This is a genomic window from Pseudarthrobacter equi (assembly GCF_900105535.1).
GTDB classification, from domain to species: domain Bacteria; phylum Actinomycetota; class Actinomycetes; order Actinomycetales; family Micrococcaceae; genus Arthrobacter; species Arthrobacter equi.
In genome coordinates this window covers 1-25,851 of record NZ_LT629779.1, presented here as the reverse complement: position 1 = coordinate 25,851, position 25,851 = coordinate 1, and the positions used below count along the sequence as shown (strand labels likewise).

Below are 25,851 nucleotides of genomic sequence, written 5' to 3'. Positions count from 1 at the left end.
CACCAGACCTGCCTGCACGTCAGAAAGCAAGGTCTGGTGCCAACGGCGAACAAAATATGCCCCAAGAAAGTTGGCGCTCAGCGCGGGATAGCATGAATTTCAATATCTCGCATGTACTGACTCGCCGGGGGCAATCTTGTCTAGCAACAACAACTACGCCAACTTCATCTGGAGCATTGCCGATCTGCTGAGGGGTTCATACCGCCCTCACCAGTACGGCTCCATCGTCCTTCCCTTCACGATCCTCCGCCGTTTGGACGCTGTGCTGGCGGAGACCAAGGAAGACGTGCTGGCAGAGTATGAGAAGTCAAAGGACGGCGGTATCCCGCTCACGGTACTTCTTCCCCGGAAGTCAAAGCACGCGTTCTATAACACCTCGAAGTACGACTTCCAGAAACTGACAGGTGACGCCGAGAACGTTCGTGACAACCTGCTCGACTATGTGCGCGGGTTCTCCGACAACGTGCGTGACATCTTCGAGAAATACAAGCTTGAAGAGCGCATCGAGGAACTGCATGAGCACGACCTGCTGTTCCTGATCGCGCAGCAGTTCGCTGCCGTCGATCTTCACCCAAGCAATGTCACCAACACTGAGATGGGTCTGATCTTTGAGGAACTGATCCGCAAGTTCGCGGAGTCGTCCAACGAGACCGCCGGTGAGCACTTCACTCCGCGTGAGGTCATTCACCTAATGGTGGACATCCTCTTCGCCCCGGACGACAACGATCTGGACAAGGCGAACATCGTCCGATCCATCTATGACCCCACCGCAGGTACTGGTGGCATGCTTTCGGTTGCGGATGAGCACATCCGGAAGATGAACCCGGATGCCACGTTGACCCTCGCTGGTCAGGAACTGAACCCAGAGTCCTACGCCATCTGCAAAGCAGACATGGTGATCAAGGGACAGGACATTGGCGCGATTGTCCTTGGAAACACGCTGACGGACGACGGACACATCGGCAAGACCTTCAACTACTGCCTGTCCAACCCTCCCTTCGGCGTCGACTGGAAGAAGTCCCTGCCGATCGTCGAGAAGGAACACAAGGAACAGGGCTACGAGGGTCGCTTCGGTCCCGGACTGCCCCGCGTCTCCGATGGGTCCCTGCTCTTTTTGCTGCATCTCATCAAGAAGATGCGCCCGGTTCGGGACGGCGGCGGACGCGCTGCCATCGTCCTGAACGGTTCACCGTTGTTTACGGGTGGCGCTGGTTCCGGTGAATCGGAGATTCGTCGATACATTCTGGAGAACGATCTGTTGGAGGCGCTCATCGCGCTGCCCACTGACATGTTCTACAACACGGGCATTTCCACGTACGTGTGGGTCCTTACCAACAGGAAGTCTGAGGAACGCAAGGGGACTGTCCAACTCATAGACGCCTCCGGTGAACAATTCTTCCGAACGATGCGTAAGAGCCTTGGCTCCAAGCGAAAGGAACTTGGCGAGAAGCACATCGAGAGCATCGTGAAGCTCTACGGTGCATACGCTGACGCTGAGTCCGAGCACAGCAAAGTTCTCAAGATCGCTGACTTCGGTTACCAAACGATCACTGTTGAGCGTCCCCTTCGAATCAACTTTGCCGTTAACGAGGATCGGATAGCCGCCGCATTGGCGTCCAAGGGATTGGTGAAACTGACTGACAACGAAGCTGTTGCACTGCGTGAGGCGCTGTCGGAACTGAACCCGGAGTATGTGTGGACAAACCGCGATGGCTTCACTACTGACATCAGGACCGCGCTAAAGAACGGAGGAGTAAGCCTCACCGCGCCACAGATCAAAGCACTCGTCACAGGACTTTCTGCTCGTGACGAAGCTGGCGAGATCAGTACCAACGCTAAGGGCATGCCGGAAGCCGATCCGGACCTGCGTGACACTGAGAACGTGCCGCTGACTGAGGACGTTCAGGAATACTTCGAGCGTGAGGTAATCCCGTTTGCCCCGGATGCTTGGATAGATGAGTCGAAGACCAGAATTGGCTACGACATCCCCTTCACTCGTCACTTCTACAAGTATCAGGAACCTCGATCGCTGGAATCTATTGACGATGATCTTGACGCGGTTCTTGGGCGTATCCGTGCCCGTTTGGAAGCGGTAAAGGCATGAGCGGTGTAAAGCCTTATCCAGAGTACAAAAACAGCAACGTAGAGTGGATGGGAATTATCCCCGCATCTTGGACCGTCCGCCCATTCTTCTCGCTAGTAAGGGAGAATAAGCGCTCGAACCGGGGGATGGTGGAGGATAATCTGCTTTCCCTCAGTTATGGGAGGGTCATTCGTAAAGATATTAGTTCGAACGCGGGACTCTTACCCGAGTCATTCGAAACGTATCAGGTGATCGAGGCGGATGACATTGTTTTGCGACTGACCGACTTGCAGAATGACAAACGAAGCTTAAGATCCGCTATCGCGGCGGAACGCGGGATAATAACTTCTGCGTATCTGTCGGTACGATGCGAGGGTGTTCTTCCCCGTTTCGTGGCGTATGCACTTCGGGACTGCGACCTTCGGAAGGTTTTCTATTTCATGGGCGGCGGGCTTCGGCAGTCAATGAAGTTCTCCGACATGAAGTGGTTACCTCTCGCGGTTCCCTCGTTGGGTGAACAGCGCGCCATCGTGTCCTACCTCGACCGAGAGACCGCCGAGATCGATGACTTTATTGCGGATCAGGAGGAACTTATCGAGCTACTGAATGAGCGGCGAACAGCCACCATTACACAGGCGGTGACAAAGGGTCTCGACCTAACTGTCCAGATGAAGGGCAGCGGTGTTGAGTGGCTTGGAAAAGTACCTCAGGGTTGGCGCACCGCTTCCTTGAGGCATCTGCTGGCGTCAAAACTGAAGTATGGGGCGAACGAAGCGGCGGAATTTGATAACCCCGACTGGGTGCGTTATTTGAGGATCACTGATTTCGGCTACGATGGAAAACTCAAGGACGAGACTTTCAGGTCCTTGCCACCGGAAGTTGCAGCGGACTACATGGTGAAACCTCATGACATCTTGCTGGCACGAAGCGGAGCAACTGTAGGGAAAGCATTCATTGTGCCGGAGGACAGTCCGCCCAGTTGCTTCGCGGGCTATCTCATCAGGGTTGAGTGCGATCCGAAGTTGCTCCTGCCGCAGTTCGCATACAGGTTCTTCCAGTCGACGCCATTTCTTGATTGGAAGAATGCGTCGCAAACGGTCGCCACGATTCAGAACATCGGTGCTGACAAATATGCCACTTTGCCAGTTCCAGTTCCTCCCGTTGATGAGCAGAGGGAAATTACTGTCTATCTCGACTACGAGACTGCCGAAATTGACGCCGCAATAGCTGATGCAAAGGAAGCGATTGAGCTGTCTAAGGAGCGGCGCGCTGCGCTCATTTCCGCTGCCGTGACGGGCAAGATTGACGTTCGAAACCACATTACTGCTGAGCTGGGGGCTGCGTAGGTATGGCGATATACAACGAGGTTGAATTCGAGAAGGGCATCGGGGAGTACCTGCACGGCCACGGCTGGCTGTACTCAGAGAACGGTACAGGATACGACAAGGAACTCGCCCTGTTCCCCGAGGACGTGCGCGGATGGTTGACGGACACCCAGCCCGAAGAGCTTGAGAAGATCGTCAAGCCAACTGACTCCCCGGACGTGCAGAACAAGTCTTTCAAACGGCTGCTCACCCGGCTCGTCAAGGTGCTCGATGCCCCACTGGAATCAGGGGGCGGCACCCTCGCTGTTCTCCGAAATGGGTTCAAGGCGACGCCAGCTTCGTTCCGCATGTCGCAATTGAAGCCCAACGACGACAAGAACCCGAAGACCACCGCCGACTACGCGAAAATTCGTCTGCGCGTCATGCGGCAGGTCTACTACTCCACCAGCAACCAGAACAGCGTCGATCTCGTCTTCTTCGTCAACGGCATTCCTGTCGCCACTATGGAGTTGAAGACGGACTTCACCCAGACGGTGCAAGACGCGATGGACCAGTACAAGACAAACCGTCTCCCCGTGGATGCCGTCACGCGGCAGCGTGAACCGCTGTTCTCGTTCGGGCATAGAGCGTTAGTGCACTTTGCCATGTCTAACGCCGAGTGTTTCATGACCACACATCTGCGCGGCGCGAAGACGCGTTTCCTCCCCTTCAACATGGGCAATGACGGGCACAAGGGCAACCCGGTCAACCCCAACGGCTCGGAGACGAGTTACATGTGGGAGCGGGTTCTTGAACGCGATTCTTGGCTGACCATCATCAGTAAGTTCATGCACCTGCACGTTGAGGAGAAGACGGACCCGATCACGGGCGAGAAGACCAAGAACGAATCATTGCTGTTCCCGCGCTACCACCAGTGGGAAGCGGTAAACAAGCTGGCGGAAACTGCTGCCGCCGAAGGACCGGGACACCGGTACTTGATCCAGCACTCTGCTGGTTCTGGCAAAACAAACTCCATCGCATGGACTGCTCACCGGCTCAACTCCCTGCACGATGCCGATGGCAAGAAGATGTTCGATGCCGTGATCGTGATCAGTGACCGCAAGGTACTGGATGGGCAGTTGCAGGATGCTGTCAAGCAGCTCAACAAGGTGGATGGGGTATTTGAAGCCATTACCTCCACTGGCGGCGCAAAGTCGAAGGCACTTTCCAAGGCACTTCTTGGTGGCACCCAAATTATTGGTGTGACGCTCCAGACCTTCCCCTTCGCTCTTGATGAGATCGCCAAAAACAAGGGACTGAAGGGCAAGTCGTACGCCATCATCGCGGACGAGGCGCATAGCTCACAGTCCGGTGACGCAGCGAAGAACCTGAAGAAGGTTCTGACCTCCGGCAATGAAGCCGCCGTCGACGCTGAAGTCGATCCGGAAGCTGAGCTTTCCACAGAAGACGTGCTCGCAGAAGAAATGAACAAGCGCGCGGAAAGCAAGAACCTGTCGTTCTTCGCATTCACCGCAACGCCGAAGGCTAAGACGCTGGAGCTGTTCGGGCGTCCCAACGAAGCCGGACTACCCGCGCCCTTCCACCTGTACTCGATGCAGCAGGCAATTGAGGAAGGCTTCATCCTCGATGTGCTGAAGAACTACACGCCTTACAAGATGGCGTTCAAGCTCGCGCACAACGGCGTGGACTACGACTCTGACGAGACGACGATCGAGAAGTCTGAAGCCGTCAAGGAATTGATGCGCTGGGTGAAACTTCACCCATATAACATCAGTCAAAAAGTTGCCGTCGTCGTGGAGCATTTTCGCTCCAATGTGCGTCACCACCTCGCAGGGCGTGCGAAGTCCATGGTTGTTACTGGCTCCCGGAAGGAAGCTGTCCGCTACAAGGTGGCTATCGATAAGTACATTGCCGACAAGGGCTACAAGGACTTGGCAACGCTCGTCGCATTCTCGGGCGACATAATCGACGACGAATCCGGCATCGGCAAGCTAAATGAGCACACGATGAACCCCGGTCTCAAGGGGCGTGAGCTTCCGAAGGCATTCAACACCGATGAGTACCAGATCATGCTGGTTGCCAATAAGTTCCAGACTGGCTTTGATCAGCCGTTGCTTGTTGCGATGTACGTGGACAAGAAACTGTCTGGCATCACTGCCGTGCAGACCCTCTCACGCTTGAACCGAGTGACTCCCGGCAAGGACCAAACGTTCATCGTCGACTTTGTGAATGACCCGGCGGAAATCCTTGCCGCGTTCCAGCAGTACCACAAGGAAGCCGAACTTTCTGCGGTCACTGATCCGGACATCGTGCATGACCTCCAAGCGAAGCTGGATAGCGCTGGTATCTACGAGATCAGCGAGGTCGAGGCGACGGCTGCCGCGTGGGTTGGGAAGACCACTCATGAGAAGCTGAAGGGCTTTGTAGCGCCTGCGCAGTCACGGTTCCGGGTTCGCTACCAGAAGGCGCGGGAAGACGGCGACAAGACTGCACAGGACGCGCTGGACCTGTTCCGTAAGGACCTTGGCAGCTTCATCCGCGCTTACGACTTCCTGTCGCAAATCATCGACTATCAAGACACCGATCTGGAGAAGCGGTCGATTTTCTACAAGCTGCTCGCGCGTGTAATCAGCTCGGAGAATCAGGACAGAACGACAGTTGACCTGTCCGAGGTAGTGATGACTCACTACAAGCTCAAGAAGCAGGAAAAGGCTGACCTGAAGCTGTCAGGTGATGAGTCCATACCTCTCGACCCGCTGACGGCTGCTGGAACCGGTTCAGCCCACGAAGTCAAGAAGGCAAAGTGGGCGGAGATCATTGACCAGATGAACACCTTCTTTGAGGGTTCTGGACTGACCGATGCCGACCAGCTCTCCGTGGCAGAGAGCGTGCTGAACAAGGCACTGGAGAACCGAACGCTGCGGGGTCAGGCGCAGGCGAACGGCAAGGTGGACTTCTACTCGTCACCCAAGATTCTGACTACCGTCGAGGATTCTGTCATCGAGGCAGGGGAGCAGCACGCCAAGGGTATTGGCTGGGTCCTGTCCTCCGACAAGGTGGGCGAGATGGTGGAGTTGCTCAAGAAGATGGGGCTTTTCGAGAAGCTTCGGGATGAGGAAGCGGCATGAACCAACTCAACTCCGGACCATCATCAGAAGACGTAATCGCTGCCCTTCGTCAGACTGGTTTCATCCTTGAACAAGACGTTCGAAAGGTGCTAGAGAAGCGCGACATTCAGTGTGAGGTGTCTCGTGCGTATGAGGACCCCGACGAAGGTAAATCCCGTGAGATCGATGTGTGGGGTTATAAGCAGTTCTATACACATGAGAGCCGACGCATCGTTTTCGGCATCCAATTACTGATTGAGTGCAAGAATCCGAAGTCGCCGTACGTGATAGTCGGAAGGGCTGCAAAGGACACCGAAAAGGCGCGGGTCCCTTTCGGTGCAAAGTTTTATGCGCACGAGGGTATTTCCATACCTATTCCGCCAGTTCCTCCAAGCACGGCGAGTAGAGGCTCCACCCGCCGCTCGGTCTGGAGCGTTTTAGACCTCGCTTCCGCTCCCGGCAGTCCGAGCGCTGATAGCTTTATTGGCAATCAACTCGTAGTCATGGAGCGAAAGAAGGAATGGATAGCTGATAACGACCATATGTTCAACGGAATCGTCATGCCCATGGCTAAAGCAGTGCAAAGCGTCTCGAAAAGAACGGTAGCCCGTGGCGTCTTCAATCCAGATACCAACTTTTCGCTCAACCGCTTGACGCTTCCGATACTCGTTACCTCAAACGACATATTCGAGGTGGATACAGAGGCTGATGTACTGGAAGCCCACAGCAAGCCGTGGTCGAACGTGACGCGACACATCAAGACGGACAAGATGGATTTGCAATTGCGGATCGATGTTGTTCAGGCGAAACATCTGGATTCTTTTCTAGACGAACGATTTTTTGCTCTAGGGGAAGAAATCGCCGCGCGAGTGGAAAAGTGCCCAGAAGTGCTAACGGTAACGTCGTCAGAAGATTTCCCTGCTGGCGCTCAATTGGGTCATCTCGACCTCTCATCTCCGATCAAATAGTTTGAATCCAATGACATGAGAACAGGACCAGTGTATGACTGAAGTCATAACGATCGCTACGGCGGTAATCGCGCTTCTTACGATCGTCGTCGCATGGCTCACCTACAAGGTTTCGAAGGAAAGCAAACAGGTTGCAGTAGAGAGCAAAAAGGTAGCGGAGGCAAGCCACGCAATCTCAACTGAAGCTCTAGATGTAGCGATCAAGGACTGGAAACAGGTAGGGCGTGAAGAGCCTTGGTCCCTCACGAAGCTGGAAGGGAACTATTGGCTGTTGGAGCGTAACCATTATGATCCGGCAGTTGTAGTCATGGCGGAGGCTACGCCTCACTGCGGCGGTTCCACCGTGGAGTTTCAAAACCCGGCAGGTGCGCCCGTGGCGATCTTCCGTAGAGGCAGCAGAATCGTGCTGAACATTCCTGCCACTAACGTGGGAACGTTCTTGTCTCTCTGGTATCGCGAGTTTTCCGAAACTGAAGAAGTCCCGCAGTGGAATACGTCCTACTTCAGCGGCAGCAGCATGAGCGAAGGAGGGGTACGGCACGCAGCGGGCGCTTTGAAATGGGATACGGCGCTTTACTAAGCGTTTCCCGTGGTCTTAATACCAATGGCGTCTCTGTCGATTGTCTGGCTGGGGAACCACGGTATCAGCGGCAATTTTCGTTGCCTCAACAATCTTCGTGTGCGGTCCGCCCTGCACGCACGTCATTAACGGACAAAAGCATGAAGCATCGGGTGCATGGCGGAGGCTGCTTGTCAGGGCATCCACAGGCTTTACACTTCGAGCATTTCGGCTCGTTACAGGTAGAACACCTACCGGGAGAGTCCTTAATCAGGAAGCTGTCATGGCAGACGGAGCCTTGGTAGTACTCGCCGTCGTCACTGAAGGCGAAGTACTCGCTGCGTCCCTTGGTGGCAATCACGAGAACGCACCCGTCGCACAGAACCATGTCGAGTACAACGTTGGTGTAGCTCTTTCCGCTGAGGTGCTGGATACCGTACCCGCCACGAACAACTAAGCTTCCGTCCTCGCTAGCCTGTAGACGCTCGAAGGAGCGAGCAATCTCTTCCTGAGTTTTATCCTTGTGGGGTGGGAATAGTTCATCGCTATTTGCCGCGCTGAAGAAAAGCCTGCCGTCAGAGTCTGTCTGCATGACAACCCTATTGCCTTCAAGTTCAAGGGATCGATAGAGACATGCCTGCATGGATGCTGCCGAGTTATCGAACAACCATCTCACCCCAGCGGCGGTTACAGGTCCTGAACCGAACGCGGACTCGATCAAATCCTCATGAAGTAGAAGTCTGGACGCGAAACTGTTGGCGACCTTCTCGCGAAGTTCCTTTATGAAGGCTCGATCGGTGATGTCTTCAGTGATATCGGACCAAGCGTCGCCAACTCGTTGTTGATGGTGGGCAAGTTCATGCAACACGCTGAAGTTGTCGCGCCCGGTGTTTCCGCTTAGGTGGACGAAGATTGCCGGAGGATCGATGTAGGGGTCATAGCACGCCTGAACATTGCATCCCTTGGTTCCCCGCAGCTCATGGAAGATAACGTCAAGGTCGCCACGCGATTCAACATACTCCACAGGGGCGTCCGCAATGTCTTCAAAAACCGCACCGGAATCCAGTATTTCTTGGATCATGGCGTCGGCAATTTTCACGTAGTTGCGGGGCAGTGCCCAAAGTCGGTAATCAGTAAGAGTTGTAAGCATTGCCAGCTACTCCTGCATCAGACGCGAATACGCTTCGTCGATGCGGTTTTGCGCCGCTTGTCGTTCATCGCCAGCTTTGGAACTGCGAGCTGCGATCAATGCATTCTGCATGAGTAAGTTTCTTGCATCACGCTGCTTCAACGCCCTGCGCTCTGCCAAGCTTACGATTTTGTCCCGCTGGGTTGGTTGCATCAACTCGGTTACTACTTCAGAGCTGACCGGACGAAGGAGTTGGGAATCAGTGAGACCAGTGATCTCGCGCATTACGGATATCTGTGCAGAAGTCGGCAACGCATCGCCGCGAAAGAGGTCGGCAGCGTCCCCGCGTTCAGGAATGTTCAAATTTTCACGAATCTTCTTGGCGGTCATTTCAGCTTCCATGAGAGCTTCTGTCTTGAATACCGCCTCTCCAGCCGTGGCAGACGGCCACGAATCAAAGCAAAACTTGCGAAAGCTGCTCAACAAAAAGTCGATGAATGGGGTCGTGTCATCGGATTCCATTTCAGCGCCCATTTCAAAAGGGCTGTCCACGTCGTCGTCGAAAGCTGATCGTTCCAGTCTCAGTGCTGCGCTTTCAGAGCAGAGGTTCCCGATACGACGGTCCAGAAGGTGCATGCCGATCCCTGTCGGTGCAGGCGACCAGACTGCAATGTCTGCATTTATGGGCGACTGTGCGGCGCGAACGATGGAAGCAGGCTCTCTAGCTTCGGCGGCATCGCAGGTGATCGGAAGGATAGACACGAAGGAATCATGGACACGCGTAATTAGACCTAGAGCAAGGTCTTGAATCTCATCTGCCAGCACCCACACGTCACCAGCTTTTGGTGCGGCGGGGGTGCCGCCGTCGATAATTCGGACAGCCTCGCTGGGAAGCTGGCTGCGATCAAGGAGTTTCAATGCAGGCGTGCCGATCTGTGAAGTGGGCAGTAGATCAGTGTATCAGTAGTAGCCGAGAACAGAGTTCTTGTGCCAAAGGTCATTGAATGCGTCCGACTCTGGAGCGAGAAGCTCACCTCTGTGGTCCAGAACATCCTCTTTGAAGAGTGCCTTTCCGATCGTGCAGCGGTACCGAACGATCCACCACCCTTCCTTAGTCAACCCAATGTCATCATTTCTTGGGGAATGAACGGGATCAATCTTCTCGTCAGCCCGTGGTTCGTCCGTGGTGCGTCCAATAGCTTGCACGGTAAAGGACTTCTTTGAAGCTTCCGCAATTCCGTATCGACGGGTGATCTTCTCTTTGTGATCGTCCCGAACGTTGATCTCCGTGGGGTCAGCGACGTATATATCGCATACCTCGGGGTTCGGTTTCTTAGCCATGTTTCAAAGATAGCGCCTAACACCGACATGATTTTCTGTGTGAGTCTGGCAGTGCGTTCCCAAAACGGGCATTACGCGTTTCTGGGGCATTTTGCCTACTGCGTCTTCTAGCGTCTGTGGGGATTATTGACCAGTCCCAGCCGCGTTGCCGCCGCATCTGCGGGGCAGAACTTAGCTTAGCGCAGATGGAACGGCGGTCCGGCCACGGTGCCGGCAGTTCCAGCCGTGTCCCAGGTCCGGCACGTCATCCAGTAACTCTTCAATAACGTCGCCGCATCTGGCTAGGTTGGCACCCGGCGGGCTGGCTAACCTGAACCGGAATGCTGTGGCGCCAGGGGGAGGCGGTCCGGGCAGCATGCCGGCGTCAACCACAGAAAGATCCCCATGGCATCCGCAGAACACGAGGTCCTCATCCGGCGTGACGCCATGGCCGTGTACCTGTACCTGCTGGACGCCACCAACTTGCCCACGTGGCGCGAAGCTGTCCGGAGCGTGAAGCTGGTGCAGGGCTCTGCCGGCACCAAAGGCGCCGTGTACCGCAAGATGGTGGCGGGGCGGTCCGGGCTCAGCATTCCGGCCGAGCTGGAAATCACCCAGGCCAGGCCCGGCGCCGAAATCCAGTTCCGGGTGACCTCCGGCCCGTCGAACCGTTCGGGCGGCTACTACCTCAGCACCGAGAACGACGGCACCCGGCTCCGCTACGCGCTCGAAGCCCGGCCGGAAGGCTCGTTCTCCTTCCTTGACCGGTTCGGCCTCCTGAATAAGATCGCCCAGCGACGGGTCCGCGCCGAGGTATCCCAGCTGGACCGGCTCAAGGACGTACTGGAGCTGCAGACCGTCAGCTAGCCAGGCGACGTCCCGGCCCACCAGCTTCCGCCGCCGGCCCAGTGAGGGTTCTCCGCCTTCTGCCCTGGTACTTACGGTTTGGTGCTTACTGCGCCAGCCGCTGGCCGGTCCAGGGCCCTGCAATGTTCGACGGCGACGCCAGGCTTCCGCCCGAGAGGTCCCAGTACTGCACAACATCGGAAGCCCTGCGGAGCGCGATACCGGTGGAGTTCAGGCCGGTGACGTTCTTCAGTGCCCTGATGCCTGTGACATCCTGCCAGCCGGTGGCCACCGTAGGCCGCGCCTCGGCACGGAGGGTGGTGGTTCCCCAGCCCCGGTAGAGCTGTACCGCGCCATCAGCGCGGAGGGCGAGGACATCCTGGAAGCCGTCTGCGTCGTAGTCCACCATCGCGAGGCGGGACGCGTTAACGCCGCTTGTGATCAATGCCCTTGCCGAGAGGTCTGTGGTGCCCTTGTTGGGGTACAGGAATAGGTTCCCGCTGCTGTCCAGGGCCAGGATCTGCGGCATCCTGTTGTTGGCGCACCAGCCGCCCACCGCAAGGGTGAGGGACTGCCAGCCGCCGGACCCCAGGGTGATTGCTGCCTGGAACCCTCCGGTGGCGATGCGCGGTGCAGGGTGAGGTCCCCGTTGGTCCACTGGGTCACGAGATCGTAGGCGCCGTCCGGTCCCAATCGGTGACGAAGACTTCCTTCGCCCCGGTGAAGCCTGAAACCGATGACCTTGGCGGCGCCGTACGTGCGGACACCTGTTGAGGCCCTGTTAAGCAGCTGGCCCGAAGAATTGACGGACACAAGGTCGCCGGCCCCGTGATGGCCGCGGCACGCAGGTCCAGCGTGGGAGGCATGTGCCGCCCCGTGGCATCGCACAAGGTGGGTGCCGGTGCTGGGAAAGCGGAGCCTCCCCCTGAGGACCCGCCGGACCCGCCGGGTGAGTCCACGGTGCCGGCCGGGAGTGTGGTGTAGCCGAAGAAGTTCACCACACCCAGATCTGGTAGGTGGAGTTGGTGTACGAGATGCCTGCACCCATGACGTTGAACCGGGGGTCAATGAGCATGGCGTTGTGCCCCGGGGAGCCCTTCCACCACTCCACCAGCTGGGCGGCATCCCTGTCTGTCCGGATGGCGATGACCTCGCCTGCGCCGTTGTTGGGGTTCATGGCGCGCGGATCTGTCCAGAAGTTGGCGCGGTGCTCAATGACCTCGCGGGAGGCAATGCTGTCCGACCACTCCTGGAGAGGCCGGCCACAGTGGGGTTGTATTTCACCGGATTCAAGCCCTTGGACGCCCGGTACTCGTTGATCTTGGTGAAGACGGTGAGGATCGCTGCGGAGTTGTTGTCCTTGACCAGTGCCTCCGTGGCCGGGGGCGCTGCCAGTGATTCGGACGTTGCCGGCCCGGAAGTAGTGGGCCCGGATGTTGCCGGCGGCGGGGAGGCCAGATCGGCGTCAGGTGCCCACAGCGGGGGTATGGACGGGACCCCGGCAGCGGGCAGCGCAGTGGCGGGACCCGAAGCGCCGGTGGGATCGGCTGATGGCGCGGGGACGGTTCCTGGACCGGCCTGATGTCCAGCGCCGGTCCCACCGCGGCGGCCGCAGGAGCTGTAGGCGGTGCCACGTCCAGCGGCGCGGTGGGCGAGGCCACCCGGATGTCCGGATCAACAGCCGGGGTGAGGGCGGTGCCGGTGGTGCTGTTCACCGTGCTGGAGCCGCCGCCGTTCCCGGTGGCCTCCCCCAGCGACACGCGTGACGGTCCTGAGGCCGCCACGTGCTGGCCGGCATCCAATGGCAGCGGGCTGGCCCCGCCGTCGAGGAGGCGAGCACCAGCGCGCAGAGCACGCCAATAAAAGAGGGCGCGACTAATTTATTCACAACATCCCCAGCTCTGTTGGGCCATCCGGGAGACCATCCGGCGCCTGTGTATCTGAGGCAACATTAGCCCCACTGGACAACAGCAACAACGAAAGAATGTGGCTGTGGATATCCCATACGGTAATTTGGGACGGTGCTGATCTCAGACCGCGATATTCGTGCCGAAATAGACTCCCAGCGGATCGTGCTGGAACCGTTCGAGCCCGCGATGGTGCAGCCGTCGTCGGTGGACGTCCGGATCGATAAGTTCTTCAGGCTTTTCGACAACCACAAGTACGCCCACATCGATCCTGCGCAGGAGCAGCCGGAGCTGACGCGGCTGGTGGAGGTTGAGCAGGACGAGGCCTTCATCCTGCACCCGGGCGAGTTCGTCCTGGGCTCCACCTACGAGACCGTCACCCTCCCGGATGACATCGCCGCCCGGCTGGAAGGCAAGTCCTCGCTGGGCCGCTTGGGGCTCCTGACGCACTCCACCGCAGGCTTCATTGACCCCGGCTTTTCAGGCCACGTCACGCTGGAACTGTCCAACATGGCCACGCTGCCCATCAAGCTGTGGCCCGGTATGAAGATCGGCCAGCTCTGCTTCTTCCGCCTAAGCTCCGCGGCGGAGTACCCCTACGGCCAGGGTGAGTACGGCAACCGTTACCAGGGCCAGCGCGGCCCGACCGCCAGCCGGAGCCACCTGAACTTCCACCGCACCCGCATCTAGCGCAACCGGCACTCCGTACCGATTTCGCCTACGCCTGCGCCGGGACCTGCCGCCTCCGCGTCGATGCCTTGACCAGGGGTTCCACGAAGCGCGCGGCCAGCGGGCCGATGACAGCCATCAGCAGGACGTAGGCGGTGGCCAGGCGGCGAGGTTGGGCGGTACGGCGCCTGAGGCGACGGCCAGCCCGGCGATCACGATCGAGAACTCGCCGCGGGCGATGAGTGTTGCACCGGCACGGAAGCGTCCTGGCCTGGCAATCCCTTCGCGTTTGGCTGCCCAGATTCCGGTAGCCATCTTGGTTCCGGCAGTGAGCACCGCCAGCACCAGGGCCCAGCCCAGTACCGGCGGAATGGATGTGGGGTCGGTGTTCAGCCCCCGAAGAAGATGGCGGCGAACAGGTCCCGCAGCGGTTCGAGGATGCGGGTGGCGTTTGGGGCGGTGGCGCCGGAGATGGCGATGCCGAGCATGAAGGCGCCCACCGCTGCGGAGACCTGCATGGCAGAAGCCAGGCCGGCCACCAGCAGCGCAGCGCCCAGCACGTTGAGCAGGAACACCTCCGAGTTTTCGCTGTGCACGGCCTTGGACACATGGTGGCCGTGCCGCAGCGCCACCATGAGCACCGCAGTGACCACGGCCAACGCAATGGCCACGGTAGTCAGCCCGCCCAGGAAACTGACGCCCGCGAGGGTGGCAGTAAGGATGGGCAGGTAGACGGCCATGGCCAGGTCTTCGAACACCAGGATGGACAGCACCACCGGTGTTTCACGGTTGCCCAGCCGGCCCAGGTCCGTGATGACCTTTGCGGCGATTCCGGACGAGGAAATGTAGGTGACGCCGCCCATCACCATGGCCCCCACACCGCCCCAGCCGAGGAGCAGGGCCAGTGCCGCTCCCGGAAGGAAGTTGAGCACGAGGTCAGCACGCCGGCCTGCCACGACCGCCGCAGGCCGGTGAACAGCTCCGCCGCCGTATATTCCAGTCCGAGCATGAGCAGGAGCAGAATGACGCCGATCTCGCCGGAAAAGGTGTGCGAACTCGTGCATGCCTTCGAGCTTCACCACGCCACCGGCGCCGAAAGCGAGCCGCCCAGCAGGTAGAGCGGGATGGGTGACATTCCTATCCGTCGGCCAGCCTGGCCAACAGGCCAAGGCAGAACACAACGGCCCCCAGTTCGATGAGGGTCAGGCCAGCGGGTCCATAGGGGTCAGCCGTGGCGCAGGATGTCGGCCGCCGAATCGAGCCTTTCAGGGTTCCGACAGCAACCAGCAGGTCACCGGTATGCAGGATCACGTCGGGTCCGGGCGAGGGCAGGACCTCGCCTTCGCGCATGATGGCCACGATGGAGACGCCGCACCGGGTACGGATGCACGCCTTGCCCATGGGCTGGTTCTGGAACGGGGACTCCGGGGCGATGGAGAACTGCCGGTGACGATGCCCGGGACGTCCTTGTGCTCCTCCGTCAGCTTCATGGCGAGGTGCTGGCCGCCCAGCAGGTTGCCCAGGGTGGCGGCTTCATCGCTGGTCAGCGAATGGAAGCCTGGCAGGTATCGGGATCGTCCCACGTGGAGACGATGAGCTCGTCTGGCTTCCCTCAGCTCCACCACGCCGATCCGGCGTCCGGAAGCTGTCATGAAGTCCTTCCGGCGGCCGAGGCCGGGAAGATTCGTTTCGTCCACGTTCATGGTTAAGCCTAGTCTTCCGGAGCGTTGCGTGGTGGGTCAGGCGGAGGGACGACGGCGATGGGAGCCTTGTCCGGCGACTTCACCGGCAGCAGGACCAGCAGCCCGGCGAGCAGGACCACCATTGATGCCCAGGATGCCCAGCGCTGAGCCTCTCCGGCGGCTACCAGAGGGTTGCCACCGTGATGCACAGCGTGAAGAGGGCCGGTGCCAGGAAGCTCACGGCCGGCCGGTGGTGGCGTAGAGACCGAACAGTTCGCCGGACTCCCCGTGCGGTGCGAGCCGGGCGAGGTACGCGCGCGATGACGACTGCGCCGGCCCACGAACAGGCAGAGGAACAGGCCGAACACCCAGAACGTGGTGCTTCCGGCCCACTCCATGCCGAAGAAGGAATAGTCGCCATTACCCAGTACCAGGATCACGGTGCCTGCACCAGCAGGCCGCGAGTGAGCCGATGATGACGGCCTTCGGGCCCACCCTGTCGTCCAGGAATCCGCCGAGGATGGCTCCGACTGCCGCCACCACATTGCCGAAGATGGCGAAGAAGATGACCTGTGACAGCTCGAACCCGAAGGTGCCCGCGGCGATGATGCCGCCGAAGGTGAACACTGCGGCCAGCCCGTCACGGAACACGGCGCTGGCCAGCAGGAAGTAGATGGTGTGCGGGCTGGTGGCATAGATGGCGCGGATCCGGCGGAAGAGCAGCCGGTAGCTGGCCACGATGCCGAGGCGGGCTGCCTGGCCGGCCCGGGCAGTTCCGGGACGGCGAACAGGACCGGCAGGGCAAAAATGAAGAACCACAGGGCCGAGAACACGGCCACCAGCCGGATGTTCAGGCTGTCCTGGGTGGACGCGCCGAACCAGTCGAAGCTGGGCTGGACGAACAGCTGCAGCACGATCAGCAGTGCCACGATGCCGCCCAGGTACCCGGCGCCCCAGCCGATGCCGCTGACCTTTCCGATGTTCCGGGGGGTGGAAATCTGGGCCAGCATGGCGTTGTAGTTGACCCCGGCGAATTCGAAGAACACGTTGCCCAGGGCGATCAGGGTGACGCCCAGCAGCAGGAATTCCGGCTGCGGGAAGACGAAGAAGCACAGCGCGGTGAGGACGGCGACGGCGGCCGTGTTGACTCCCAGCCACAGCTTCCGCCGGCCGCCGGCGTCGGAGCGCTGCCCGGTCACGGGGCCAGCAGCGCGATGGCGAGGCCCGCCACGGCGAGGGCGCCGCCGAGGACAGCCGAGGCTTCGTCCTTGCCGCCGAAAGCGTTGGACGTCAGGTAGACGGTGAACACGAAGGTGGTCATCACAGCGTTGAAGGCCGCCGAACCCCAGTCCCAGGACGCCAGGCCAGGATCCGGCCCTTACTGGAGACCTGGTTGCCGGATGCTAGTTCCGAGGACGGCTGCATGGCCCGGGGAGCGCTGGCGCTGTTCATAGCTGCATCGTATCCGCCGAGGGCGAACAGGATGCGGACCGAAGCCCTGACTGGCGCGGAATGACGCGCGGCGGCCGGGAAACCGCGACGGGTCAGGCGCCCGGGCTTGATAAACTGTGGATTCCCGAACCCGACATTTTGCCGCCTGCTCCAACTTTTGACAATCGAATTCCTGACGTTGCGGAGATACCAGTGATCACAGTCCTTGCCGTGCACTTTTCGGTGGCTGTGCTGGCGCCGTTGTTCTTCAGGAAGTGGGGCCGCAACGCATTCTACGCTTTGGCAGCCGTACCCGCTGCCTCGTTCGTCTGGCTCCTGTTCCAGTACGGCCCCGTCTATTCGCAACAGGGTGCGGTGGCCGAGGTCATCCCTGGATTCCCGGCCTCCACCTCGAGTTCGCCTTCCGCATGGACCCGCTGGCCTGGGTGATGTCACTGCTGGTGCTGGGTGTTGGTGCCCTGGTGCTGCTTTACTGCGCCCGGTACTTCAAACGGAAAGACCAGGACCTCGGCGCGTTCGGCGCGCAACTCCTGGCCTTCGCGGGCGCCATGTTCGGCCTGGTGGTGGCCGATGACCTGCTGCTGCTCTTCATTTTCTGGGAACTCACCACCATCCTGTCCTACCTGCTGATCGGCTTTGCCCGGACAAGGCTGGCGGCCCGGCGCTCGGCGCTGCAGGCCCTGATGGTCACCACCGCCGGTGGCCTGGCCATGCTGGTGGGAGTCATCATGCTGGGCCAGACGGCCGGAACCTACCGCATCTCTGCCATCCTCGAACAGGCCACGTGCTCGCGGAGGGCCCGTCCGGCGCCGTGGTGAGCGCCGCCGTCGTGCTCATCCTGGTGGGCGCCATCACCAAATCCGCGCTGGTTCCCTTCCACTTCTGGCTTCCCGGCGCCATGGCCGCCCCACCCCGGTCAGCGCGTACCTGCACGCCGCCGCCATGGTGAAGGCCGGCATCTACCTGGTGGCACGGCTGGCGCCGGATTCGCGGAGACGGCCTACTGGCAACCCGTGGTGCTGGCTGGGCCTGGCCACCATGCTGGTGGGCGGCTACCGTGCGCTGCGCCAGACCGACATCAAACTCATCCTCGCCTACGGCACCGTGAGCCAGCTGGCTTCCTCACCATGGTGGTGGGCCTCGGCACGCCGGACGCCGCGCTGGCCGGCCTGGCAATGCTGCTCGCCCACGGCCTCTTCAAGGCGACGCTCTTCCTGGTGGTCGGCATCATCGACCACCAGTCCGGAACGCGCGATGTCCGGAAGCTTTCGGGCGTCTTCAGGTCCTCCCGCGCCCTGGGGATCGTGGCCGGTATCGGTGCGCGTCCATGGCCGGCATTCCCTTCCTTGCCGGGTTCGTGGCCAAGGAATCCGTGCTGGAAGCGTTCGTCCACCACGCCGGGGACCCTGACGCCGGACCGTGGGGCATGGTGGTCCTGGTGGGGCTGGTCGTGGGTTCAGTCCTCACCTTCGCGTACAGCGCGCGCTTCATGTGGGGTGCCTTCGCCGTCAAACCCGGCGTGGAGCCCACCCAGTTCAAGGCCGTCCGGCCTTCCTTCATCGCAGCACCGGCCATCCTGAGCGTCCTGACCATCGCCTACGGCCTGTGGCCGGCACCGGTTGACACCTGGATCCAGCCGTACGCCGCGCTGTTCGCGTCCACAGCGCCCGACGCCGGAACACCGGCCGAGCAGGCCGGGCACTCGCGCTGTGGCACGGGCTCACCCCCGCACTTGGCCTGACGACGCTCACCTTTGTCCTCGGCGCTGCGATGTACTTCGGCCGCAACGCCGTGGCCCGGGCGCAGGCGCTGGTGCCGGACTGGGTGGATGCCGACCGCGCTACCAGCTGACCATCGTGCGCTGGACGACATCGCCGTATGGATCACCGGCCGGACCCAGCGCGGTTCGCTCTACTTCTACCTCGCCGTCATCCTCACAGTGGCGTTTGCCCTGCCCCTGACCGCGATCCTCTTCGCCGGCAAGCCGCTTCCGGACAATATCTACCTGGTGGATCCGGGCTCTCCGCTGCAGATCGTCGCGGGAATCGGCATCGTGATCGGCGCCCTCGCGGCAGTCAAGGCGAACAAGCGCTTCCTCGCCGTCCTTATGGTGTCGGTTACCGGCTACGGCATCGCCCTGATGTTCGCCCTCCAGGGGGCCCCCGACCTGGCACTGACGCAGATGCTGGTGGAAACCATCATCCTGGTGGCCTTCGTCCTCGGCATGCGCCGCCTCCCTCCCGAACTGCGGGACCGTACCGGCGGCAAATACCGTGTGGTCCGTGTCATCATCGGCGCAGCCTTCGGAGCCACCATGGTGTTCGCGGCCATCTACGCCATGGGCGCCCGCGTGGCCCAGCCCATCTCGCTGCAGTTCCCGCAACTGACCTACGAGGGCGGCGGCGGACTGAACATCGTCAACGTCACGCTGGTGGACATCAGGGCCTGGGACACCTTCGGTGAAATCACGGTGCTGGCACTCGCCGCCACGGGTGTTGCGAGCCTCATCTTCGTCCGCGGCCGCGGTGACCGCCTGCGGGCCTCAGCCTCGGTGGCGGAAGGAACCGTGGGCCGCTTCCATGGCGTGGACCCGGGTTCCCGGGATGGCGCCGCCCTGGCCATCAGCAGGAAGTTCGCCACGGCCACCCGGGACGCCTGGCTGGTGGCCGGCCGGACGCTGGCCCCGGAACGCCGCTCCATCATCTTCGAAGTGGTCACCCGGTTGGTCTTCCACTCGCTGGTGATCTTCTCGCTCTACCTTCTGTTCGCCGGCCACAACCTGCCCGGCGCGGCTTCGCCGGCGGCCTGACGGCCGGCCTGGCCCTGACCATCCGCTACCTGGCCGGCGGGCGGTTCGAACTCAGCGAGGCCACTCCCGTCAGCGCCGGTGGCCTGCTGGGCATCGGCCTGGCCACGGCGGCGGGCTCCGGTGTTGCCCCGCTGTTCCTGGGCGGCCAGGTGTTCCAGAGCGCCATCATCCAGTTCTGGCTGCCCGTCTTCGGGGACATCAAGTTCGTCACGTCGACCATTTTCGACATCGGCGTGTACATCGTGGTGGTGGGCCTGGTGCTGGACGTGCTGCGCAGCCTCGGCGCTGAAGTGGATGAACACATCGAGGAGCGGGGCTCCGAACCCGCAGAGTACGAGGAACCCGAAGACATGCCAGCCGAAACCATCTCAGGAGGCAAGGCATGAGCATCAACCTCGCCCTGCTCCTGGTCATGGGTGCCCTGTATGCCTGCGGCATCTACCTGATCCTGGAACGCAGCCTCACCCGCGTCCTGCTGGGGCTCATGCTCCTGGCCAATTGCCACCAACCTGCTGATCCTGGCCACCGGCGGCTACTCCGGCCTGGCCCCGCTGTTCTCCAAGGAAACCGCTGCGGGGGACTACAACGATCCGCTGCCGCAGGCGCTGATCCTGACGTCCATCGTGATCTCGTTCGCGGTGACCGCCTTCATGCTCGGCATCATCTACCGGACCTGGGTGCTGGCGCGCGAGGACGAAATCCAGGATGACGTGGAAGACCTCCGCGTCGCCGAAACCCCCAGCTTCGACGCCGAGGACGACGCCGAGATCCCGCCGAAACGTCCGAATTCCCGCTCACCATGCTGGGCGGCGACGGGCAGGACATCTCAGACCACCGAACGGGTCAGGCGATGACACGTCCGGCGGACGTGAGGCCGGCGCCCGGGTGCACGGCGGTACCGCCACCGTGGTGGCGGGCGACCGCGAAATACCCACCGGAGAACGCGGCCCAGGAAGAAAAACCGGCTCACCCAACGTCAAGCCCAGCCCGGAAGGAGGGCGGACAGTGAACATCGCCAGTCTGGCCCCGCTCGCCGTCGTACTTCCCATCCTGGGCGCCGCCCTGACCTTCCTGCTGATCCGGCACTCCCGCGCCCAGCGGGCCGTCAGCATCGGACTGGCTGTCCCTGGACCCTGCTGCTCGAATGCTTCCTGATGGGCGGCGGTGGTGGGACGGCGGCACCGTGGCCGTCGAGCATCGGCGGATGGATTCCGCCATGGGGGCATCGTGCTGGTGGTGGACCAGGTTCTCGTCACTGAGTGCTGGTGGTTTCCTCTCCGCCGTGAGCCTCGCCGGTTCCTGCGTCTACGCCACGGGCCAGGGCATGGCCGAACGGCGGACAAGGACGCACCGGGTTATTCGCATCTTTCCAACCCCACCTACCGTGATCCTGGTGGCCGGGGGTGTCCTTGTGATCGCGGCCGGTCGGCCAGTGGCCCTGGCCCGTGGCGTAGGACGAGGTACCGCCAGAGGCTCGACGGCGGGAGGAAACCAGCCAGCATCAGTGACGAGAACTGGTCCACCACCAGCACGATGCCCCATGGCGGAATCCATCCGCCGATGCTGACGGCCACGGTGCCGCCGTCCCACACCGCCGCCATCAGGAAGCATTCGAGCAGCAGGGTCAGGGACAGCAGTCCGATGCTGACGGCCCGCTGGGCGCGGGAGTGCCGGATCAGCAGGAAGGTCAGGGCGGCGCCCAGGATGGGAAGTACGACGGCGAGCGGGGCCAGACTGGCGATGTTCACTGTCCGCCTCCTTCCGGGCTGGGCTTGACGTTGGGTGAGCCGGGTTTTTTCTTCCTGGGCCGCGTTCTCGGTGGGTATTTCGCGGTCGCCCGCCACCACGGTGGCGGTACCGCCGTGCACCCGGGCGCCGGCCTCACGTCCGCCGGACGTGTCATCGCCTGACCCCGTTCGGTGGTCTGAGATGTCCTGCCCGTCGCCGCCCAGCATGGTGAGCGGGAATTCGGACGTTTCGGCGGGGATCTCGGCGTCGTCCTCGGCGTCGAAGCTGGGGGTTTCGGCGACGCGGAGGTCTTCCACGTCATCCTGGATTTCGTCCTCGCGCGCCAGCACCCAGGTCCGGTAGATGATGCCGAGCATGAAGGCGGTCACCGCGAACGAGATCACGATGGACGTCAGGATCAGCGCCTGCGGCAGCGGATCGTTGTAGTCCCCCGCAGCGGTTTCCTTGGAGAACAGCGGGGCCAGGCCGGAGTAGCCGCCGGTGGCCAGGATCAGCAGGTTGGTGGCATTGGCCAGGAGCATGAGCCCAGCAGGACGCGGGTGAGGCTGCGTTCCAGGATCAGGTAGATGCCGCAGGCATACAGGGCACCCATGACCAGGAGCAGGGCGAGGTTGATGCTCATGCCTTGCCTCCTGAGATGGTTTCGGCTGGCATGTCTTCGGGTTCCTCGTACTCTGCGGGTTCGGAGCCCCGCTCCTCGATGTGTTCATCCACTTCAGCGCCGAGGCTGCGCAGCACGTCCAGCACCAGGCCACCACCACGATGTACACGCCGATGTCGAAAATGGTCGACGTGACGAACTTGATGTCCCCGAAGACGGGCAGCCAGAACTGGATGATGGCGCTCTGGAACACCTGGCCGCCCAGGAACAGCGGGGCAACACCGGAGCCGCCGCCGTGGCCAGGCCGATGCCCAGCAGGCCACCGGCGCTGACGGGAGTGGCCTCGCTGAGTTCGAACCGCCCGCCGGCCAGGTAGCGGATGGTCAGGGCCAGGCCGGCCGTCAGGCCGCCGGCGAAGCCGCCGCCGGGCAGGTTGTGGCCGGCGAACAGAAGGTAGAGCGAGAAGATCACCAGCGAGTGGAAGACCAACCGGGTGACCACTTCGAAGATGATGGAGCGGCGTTCCGGGGCCAGCGTCCGGCCGGCCACCAGCCAGGCGTCCCGGGTGGCCGTGGCGAACTTCCTGCTGATGGCCAGGGCGGCGCCATCCCGGGAACCCGGGTCCACGCCATGGAAGCGGCCCACGGTTCCTTCCGCCACCGAGGCTTGAGGCCCGCAGGCGGTCACCGCGGCCGCGGACGAAGATGAGGCTCGCAACACCCGTGGCGGCGAGTGCCAGCACCGTGATTTCACCGAAGGTGTCCCAGGCCCTGATGTCCACCAGCGTGACGTTGACGATGTTCAGTCCGCCGCCGCCCTCGTAGGTCAGTTGCGGGAACTGCAGCGAGATGGGCTGGGCCACGCGGGCGCCCATGGCGTAGATGGCCGCGAACACCATGGTGGCTCCGAAGGCTGCGCCGATGATGACACGGACCACACGGTATTTGCCGCCGGTACGGTCCCGCAGTTCGGGAGGGAGGCGGCGCATGCCGAGGACGAAGGCCACCAGGATGATGGTTTCCACCAGCATCTGCGTCAGTGCCAGGTCGGGGGCCCCCTGGAGGGCGAACATCAGGGCGATGCCGTAGCCGGTAACCGACACCATAAGGACGGCGAGGAAGCGCTTGTTCGCCTTGACTGCCGCGAGGGCGCCGATCACGATGCCGATTCCCGCGACGATCTGCAGCGGAGAGCCCGGATCCACCAGGTAGATATTGTCCGGAAGCGGCTTGCCGGCGAAGAGGATCGCGGTCAGGGGCAGGGCAAACGCCACTGTGAGGATGACGGCGAGGTAGAAGTAGAGCGAACCGCGCTGGGTCCGGCCGGTGATCCATACGGCGATGTCGTCCAGCGCACCGATGGTCAGCTGGTAGCCGCGGTCGGCATCCACCCAGTCCGGCACCAGCGCCTGCGCCCGGGCCACGGCGTTGCGGCCGAAGTACATCGCAGCGCCGAGGACAAAGGTGAGCGTCGTCAGGCCAAGTGCGGGGGTGAGCCCGTGCCACAGCGCGAGGTGCCCGGCCTGCTCGGCCGGTGTTCCGGCGTCGGGCGCTGTGGACGCGAACAGCGCGGCGTACGGCTGGATCCAGGTGTCAACCGGTGCCGGCCACAGGCCGTAGGCGATGGTCAGGACGCTCAGGATGGCCGGTGCTGCGATGAAGGAAGGCCGGACGCCTTGAACTGGGTGGGCTCCACGCCGGGTTTGACGGCGAAGGCACCCACATGAAGCGCGCGCTGTACGCGAAGGTGAGGACTGAACCCACGACCAGCCCACCAGGACCACCATGCCCCACGGTCCGGCGTCAGGGTCCCCGGCGTGGTGGACGAACGCTTCCAGCACGGATTCCTTGGCCACGAACCCGGCAAGGAAGGGAATGCCGGCCATGGACGCGGCACCGATACCGGCCACGATCCCCAGGGCGCGGGAGGACCTGAAGACGCCGAAAGCTTCCGGACATCGCGCGTTCCGGACTGGTGGTCGATGATGCCGACCACCAGGAAGAGCGTCGCCTTGAAGAGGCCGTGGGCGAGCAGCATTGCCAGGCCGGCCAGCGCGGCGTCCGGCGTGCCGAGGCCCACCACCATGGTGAGGAAGCCCAGCTGGCTCACGGTGCCGTAGGCGAGGATGAGTTTGATGTCGGTCTGGCGCAGCGCACGGTAGCCGCCCACCAGCATGGTGGCCAGGCCCAGGCCCAGCACCACGGGTTGCCAGTAGGCCGTCTCCGCGAATCCGGGCGCCAGCCGTTGCCACCAGGTAGATGCCGGCCTTCACCATGGCGGCGGCGTGCAGGTACGCGCTGACCGGGGTGGGGGCGGCATGGCGCCGGGAAGCCAGAAGTGGAAGGGAACCAGCGCGGATTTGGTGATGGCGCCCACCAGGATGAGCACGACGGCGGCGCTCACCACGGCGCCGGACGGGCCCTCCGCGAGCACGTGGGCCTGTTCGAGGATGGCAGAGATGCGGTAGGTTCCGGCCGTCTGGCCCAGCATGATGACTCCCACCAGCATGGCCAGGCCACCGGCGGTGGTGACCATCAGGGCCTGCAGCGCCGAGCGCCGGGCCGCCAGCCTTGTCCGGGCAAAGCCGATCAGCAGGTAGGACAGGATGGTGGTGAGTTCCCAGAAATGAAGAGCAGCAGCAGGTCATCGGCCACCACCAGGCCGAACATGGCGCCCGCGAAGGCCAGGAGTTGCGCGCCGAACGCGCCGAAGGTCCTGGTCTTTCCGTTTGAAGTACCGGGCGCAGTAAAAGCAGCACCAGGGCACCAACACCAGCACCAGCAGTGACATCACCCAGGCCAGCGGGTCCATGCGGAAGGCGAACTCGAGGTGGAGGCCGGGAATCCAGGGGATGACCTCGGCCACCGCACCCTGTTGCGAATAGACGGGGCCGTACTGGAACAGGAGCCAGACGAACGAGCAGCGGGTACGGCTGCCAAAGCGTAGAAATGCGTTGCGGCCCCACTTCCTGAAGAACAACGGCGCCAGCACAGCCACCGAAAAGTGCACGGCAAGGACTGTGATCACTGGTATCTCCGCAACGTCAGGAATTCGATTGTCAAAAGTTGGAGCAGGCGGCAAAATGTCGGGTTCGGGAATCCACAGTTTATCAAGCCGGGCGCCTGACCCGTCGCGGTTTCCCGGCCGCCGCGCGTCATTCGCGCCAGTCAGGGCTTCGGTCCGCATCCTGTTCGCCCTCGGCGGATACGATGCAGCTATGAACAGCGCCAGCGCTCCCCGGGCCATGCAGCCGTCCTCGGAACTAGCATCCGGCAACCAGGTCTCCAGTAAGGGCCGGATCCTGGCCTGGGCGTCCTGGGACTGGGGTTCGGCGGCCTTCAACGCTGTGATGACCACCTTCGTGTTCACCGTCTACCTGACGTCCAACGCTTTCGGCGGCAAGGACGAAGCCTCGGCTGTCCTCGGCGGCGCCCTCGCCGTGGCGGGCCTCGCCATCGCGCTGCTGGCCCCCGTGACCGGGCAGCGCTCCGACGCCGGCGGCCGGCGGAAGCTGTGGCTGGGAGTCAACACGGCCGCCGTCGCCGTCCTCACCGCGCTGTGCTTCTTCGTCTTCCCGCAGCCGGAATTCCTGCTGCTGGCGTCACCCTGATCGCCCTGGGCAACGTGTTCTTCGAATTCGCCGGG

General features: G+C 61.9%; 20 protein-coding genes and 10 pseudogenes. 16 read left to right on the top strand and 14 right to left on the bottom strand.

What is annotated here, in order from left to right:
• Positions 1-136: 136 nt before the first annotated feature.
• Genes BLT71_RS00100 through BLT71_RS00080 form a run of 5 tightly spaced genes read left to right on the top strand, consistent with a single transcriptional unit; the run spans position 137 to position 8,063 of the window.
• Complete coding sequence (locus BLT71_RS00100) at positions 137-2,104, top strand: type I restriction-modification system subunit M (RefSeq protein ID WP_091716528.1); 1,968 nt, start codon at positions 137-139, stop codon at positions 2,102-2,104.
• A complete protein-coding gene (locus BLT71_RS00095) occupies positions 2,101-3,429 on the top strand; it encodes a restriction endonuclease subunit S (protein ID WP_091716526.1) in 1,329 nt (442 codons plus the stop codon). Before BLT71_RS00100 ends, BLT71_RS00095 begins: the two co-directional genes overlap by 4 nt.
• Before the next feature lie 2 nt (positions 3,430-3,431).
• Positions 3,432-6,536, top strand: a complete 3,105-nt coding sequence (locus BLT71_RS00090; RefSeq protein WP_091716525.1) for a type I restriction endonuclease subunit R — start codon at positions 3,432-3,434, stop codon at positions 6,534-6,536.
• On the top strand, positions 6,533-7,483 hold the full coding sequence (locus tag BLT71_RS00085) for a hypothetical protein (RefSeq protein ID WP_091716523.1): 951 nt from the start codon (positions 6,533-6,535) through the stop codon (positions 7,481-7,483). The genes BLT71_RS00090 and BLT71_RS00085 overlap by 4 nt, the downstream gene beginning before the upstream one ends.
• A 34-nt stretch (positions 7,484-7,517) precedes the next feature.
• Positions 7,518-8,063: a hypothetical protein gene (locus BLT71_RS00080; protein WP_091716521.1), complete on the top strand. Its 546-nt coding sequence runs from the start codon at positions 7,518-7,520 to the stop codon at positions 8,061-8,063.
• Positions 8,064-8,148: 85 nt separating this feature from the next.
• On the opposite strand, the gene BLT71_RS00075 is transcribed toward BLT71_RS00080, so the two are convergent.
• The 3 genes from BLT71_RS00075 to BLT71_RS00065 are packed head-to-tail and all read right to left on the bottom strand — an operon-like array spanning position 8,149 to position 10,512.
• Positions 8,149-9,192 (bottom strand): ImmA/IrrE family metallo-endopeptidase, encoded by a 1,044-nt coding sequence (locus BLT71_RS00075; protein WP_091716520.1) that lies wholly within the window; start codon positions 9,190-9,192, stop codon positions 8,149-8,151.
• Between the two features lie 6 nt (positions 9,193-9,198).
• The gene (locus BLT71_RS20260; RefSeq protein WP_157693399.1) at positions 9,199-10,089 is read right to left on the bottom strand and encodes a hypothetical protein; all 891 of its coding nucleotides are present in this window, start codon (positions 10,087-10,089) and stop codon (positions 9,199-9,201) included.
• Between the two features lie 42 nt (positions 10,090-10,131).
• Positions 10,132-10,512 carry a hypothetical protein gene (locus BLT71_RS00065; RefSeq protein ID WP_091716516.1) on the bottom strand — a complete coding sequence of 127 codons (381 nt, stop codon included), beginning with the start codon at positions 10,510-10,512 and terminating at the stop codon, positions 10,132-10,134.
• Between the two features lie 384 nt (positions 10,513-10,896).
• Here BLT71_RS00065 and BLT71_RS00060 point away from each other — a divergent pair, with 384 nt between their 5' ends.
• The gene (locus BLT71_RS00060) at positions 10,897-11,358 is read left to right on the top strand and encodes an SRPBCC family protein (protein ID WP_091716514.1); all 462 of its coding nucleotides are present in this window, start codon (positions 10,897-10,899) and stop codon (positions 11,356-11,358) included.
• An 85-nt stretch (positions 11,359-11,443) separates the two neighbouring features.
• Here BLT71_RS00060 and BLT71_RS20685 read toward each other — a convergent pair whose 3' ends face one another.
• Complete coding sequence (locus BLT71_RS20685) at positions 11,444-11,995, bottom strand: FG-GAP repeat domain-containing protein (RefSeq protein ID WP_231994393.1); 552 nt, start codon at positions 11,993-11,995, stop codon at positions 11,444-11,446.
• Between the two features lie 336 nt (positions 11,996-12,331).
• Positions 12,332-12,553: a CAP domain-containing protein gene (locus BLT71_RS20680; RefSeq protein WP_231994573.1), complete on the bottom strand. Its 222-nt coding sequence runs from the start codon at positions 12,551-12,553 to the stop codon at positions 12,332-12,334.
• Between the two features lie 805 nt (positions 12,554-13,358).
• Here BLT71_RS20680 and dcd point away from each other — a divergent pair.
• Entirely contained in the window at positions 13,359-13,934 is a 576-nt protein-coding gene (gene dcd, locus BLT71_RS00050) for a dCTP deaminase (protein ID WP_091716511.1), read from the top strand.
• A 28-nt stretch (positions 13,935-13,962) separates the two neighbouring features.
• Here dcd and BLT71_RS00045 read toward each other — a convergent pair.
• From BLT71_RS00045 to BLT71_RS00035, 3 pseudogenes are all read right to left on the bottom strand, one after another.
• A pseudogene (locus BLT71_RS00045) lies at positions 13,963-15,170 on the bottom strand (cation:proton antiporter).
• Positions 15,139-15,616 (bottom strand): annotated as a pseudogene (locus BLT71_RS20960) (cation:proton antiporter regulatory subunit). Before BLT71_RS20960 ends, BLT71_RS00045 begins: the two co-directional pseudogenes overlap by 32 nt.
• Before the next feature lie 8 nt (positions 15,617-15,624).
• Positions 15,625-17,047: pseudogene (locus BLT71_RS00035) on the bottom strand (MFS transporter).
• Between the two features lie 192 nt (positions 17,048-17,239).
• On the opposite strand from BLT71_RS00035, the gene BLT71_RS20670 reads away from it, so the two are divergent.
• The 8 genes and pseudogenes from BLT71_RS20670 to BLT71_RS20970 all read left to right on the top strand — a co-directional run bounded on the left by BLT71_RS20670 (position 17,240) and on the right by BLT71_RS20970 (position 21,011).
• Positions 17,240-17,476 (top strand): hypothetical protein, encoded by a 237-nt coding sequence (locus tag BLT71_RS20670; protein WP_231994392.1) that lies wholly within the window; start codon positions 17,240-17,242, stop codon positions 17,474-17,476.
• On the top strand, positions 17,455-17,865 hold the full coding sequence (locus tag BLT71_RS20880; protein WP_269457145.1) for a proton-conducting transporter transmembrane domain-containing protein: 411 nt from the start codon (positions 17,455-17,457) through the stop codon (positions 17,863-17,865). The genes BLT71_RS20670 and BLT71_RS20880 overlap by 22 nt, the downstream gene beginning before the upstream one ends.
• Positions 17,832-18,306: pseudogene (locus tag BLT71_RS20980) on the top strand (proton-conducting transporter transmembrane domain-containing protein); the annotation flags it as partial. The gene BLT71_RS20880 and the pseudogene BLT71_RS20980, both read left to right, overlap by 34 nt.
• 68 nt (positions 18,307-18,374) lie before the next feature.
• Positions 18,375-18,788, top strand: coding sequence for a hypothetical protein (locus tag BLT71_RS20975; RefSeq protein WP_407681252.1), 414 nt, complete (start codon positions 18,375-18,377; stop codon positions 18,786-18,788).
• Positions 18,789-18,875: 87 nt separating this feature from the next.
• A complete protein-coding gene (gene mbhE, locus BLT71_RS20865) occupies positions 18,876-19,856 on the top strand; it encodes a hydrogen gas-evolving membrane-bound hydrogenase subunit E (protein WP_269457143.1) in 981 nt (326 codons plus the stop codon).
• On the top strand, positions 19,853-20,242 hold the full coding sequence (locus tag BLT71_RS20860) for an MnhB domain-containing protein (protein ID WP_322788318.1): 390 nt from the start codon (positions 19,853-19,855) through the stop codon (positions 20,240-20,242). The genes mbhE (BLT71_RS20865) and BLT71_RS20860 overlap by 4 nt, the downstream gene beginning before the upstream one ends.
• 111 nt (positions 20,243-20,353) lie before the next feature.
• Entirely contained in the window at positions 20,354-20,710 is a 357-nt protein-coding gene (locus BLT71_RS20955; protein WP_407681251.1) for a sodium:proton antiporter, read from the top strand.
• A 151-nt stretch (positions 20,711-20,861) separates the two neighbouring features.
• Complete coding sequence (locus BLT71_RS20970) at positions 20,862-21,011, top strand: hypothetical protein (protein WP_407681227.1); 150 nt, start codon at positions 20,862-20,864, stop codon at positions 21,009-21,011.
• A 280-nt stretch (positions 21,012-21,291) separates the two neighbouring features.
• Here the strand turns inward: BLT71_RS20970 and BLT71_RS20965 are convergent.
• The 6 genes and pseudogenes from BLT71_RS20965 to BLT71_RS20620 all read right to left on the bottom strand — a co-directional run.
• Positions 21,292-21,604, bottom strand: a pseudogene (locus BLT71_RS20965) (Na+/H+ antiporter subunit D); the annotation flags it as partial.
• Positions 21,601-22,227 (bottom strand): annotated as a pseudogene (locus tag BLT71_RS20950) (Na(+)/H(+) antiporter subunit C). The pseudogenes BLT71_RS20965 and BLT71_RS20950, both read right to left, overlap by 4 nt.
• A gap of 178 nt (positions 22,228-22,405) precedes the next feature.
• A pseudogene (locus tag BLT71_RS20635) lies at positions 22,406-22,677 on the bottom strand (MnhB domain-containing protein); the annotation flags it as partial.
• A 292-nt stretch (positions 22,678-22,969) separates the two neighbouring features.
• Positions 22,970-23,311, bottom strand: a pseudogene (gene mbhE, locus BLT71_RS20945) (hydrogen gas-evolving membrane-bound hydrogenase subunit E); the annotation flags it as partial.
• A gap of 530 nt (positions 23,312-23,841) precedes the next feature.
• A pseudogene (locus tag BLT71_RS20625) lies at positions 23,842-24,774 on the bottom strand (proton-conducting transporter transmembrane domain-containing protein).
• Between the two features lie 75 nt (positions 24,775-24,849).
• Entirely contained in the window at positions 24,850-25,392 is a 543-nt protein-coding gene (locus BLT71_RS20620; protein WP_231994390.1) for a hypothetical protein, read from the bottom strand.
• 31 nt (positions 25,393-25,423) lie between these two features.
• On the opposite strand from BLT71_RS20620, the pseudogene BLT71_RS00005 reads away from it, so the two are divergent.
• Positions 25,424-25,851 (top strand): annotated as a pseudogene (locus BLT71_RS00005) (MFS transporter); the annotation flags it as partial.

Bases quoted from the DNA above. Each gene is read 5' to 3' on its own strand.
- BLT71_RS00095 (WP_091716526.1), top strand. From the start codon at position 2,101: ATGAGCGGTGTAAAGCCTTATCCAGAGTACAAAAACAGCAACGTAGAG.
- BLT71_RS00090 (WP_091716525.1), top strand. From the start codon at position 3,432: ATGGCGATATACAACGAGGTTGAATTCGAGAAGGGCATCGGGGAGTAC.
- BLT71_RS00085 (WP_091716523.1), top strand. From the start codon at position 6,533: ATGAACCAACTCAACTCCGGACCATCATCAGAAGACGTAATCGCTGCC.
- BLT71_RS00080 (WP_091716521.1), top strand. From the start codon at position 7,518: ATGACTGAAGTCATAACGATCGCTACGGCGGTAATCGCGCTTCTTACG.
- BLT71_RS00075 (WP_091716520.1), bottom strand. From the start codon at position 9,192: ATGCTTACAACTCTTACTGATTACCGACTTTGGGCACTGCCCCGCAAC.
- BLT71_RS00065 (WP_091716516.1), bottom strand. From the start codon at position 10,512: ATGGCTAAGAAACCGAACCCCGAGGTATGCGATATATACGTCGCTGAC.
- BLT71_RS00060 (WP_091716514.1), top strand. From the start codon at position 10,897: ATGGCATCCGCAGAACACGAGGTCCTCATCCGGCGTGACGCCATGGCC.
- BLT71_RS20880 (WP_269457145.1), top strand. From the start codon at position 17,455: ATGGACCCGCTGGCCTGGGTGATGTCACTGCTGGTGCTGGGTGTTGGT.
- BLT71_RS20975 (WP_407681252.1), top strand. From the start codon at position 18,375: ATGGCCGGCATTCCCTTCCTTGCCGGGTTCGTGGCCAAGGAATCCGTG.
- mbhE (WP_269457143.1), top strand. From the start codon at position 18,876: ATGCCGACCGCGCTACCAGCTGACCATCGTGCGCTGGACGACATCGCC.
- BLT71_RS20620 (WP_231994390.1), bottom strand. From the start codon at position 25,392: ATGCGGACCGAAGCCCTGACTGGCGCGAATGACGCGCGGCGGCCGGGA.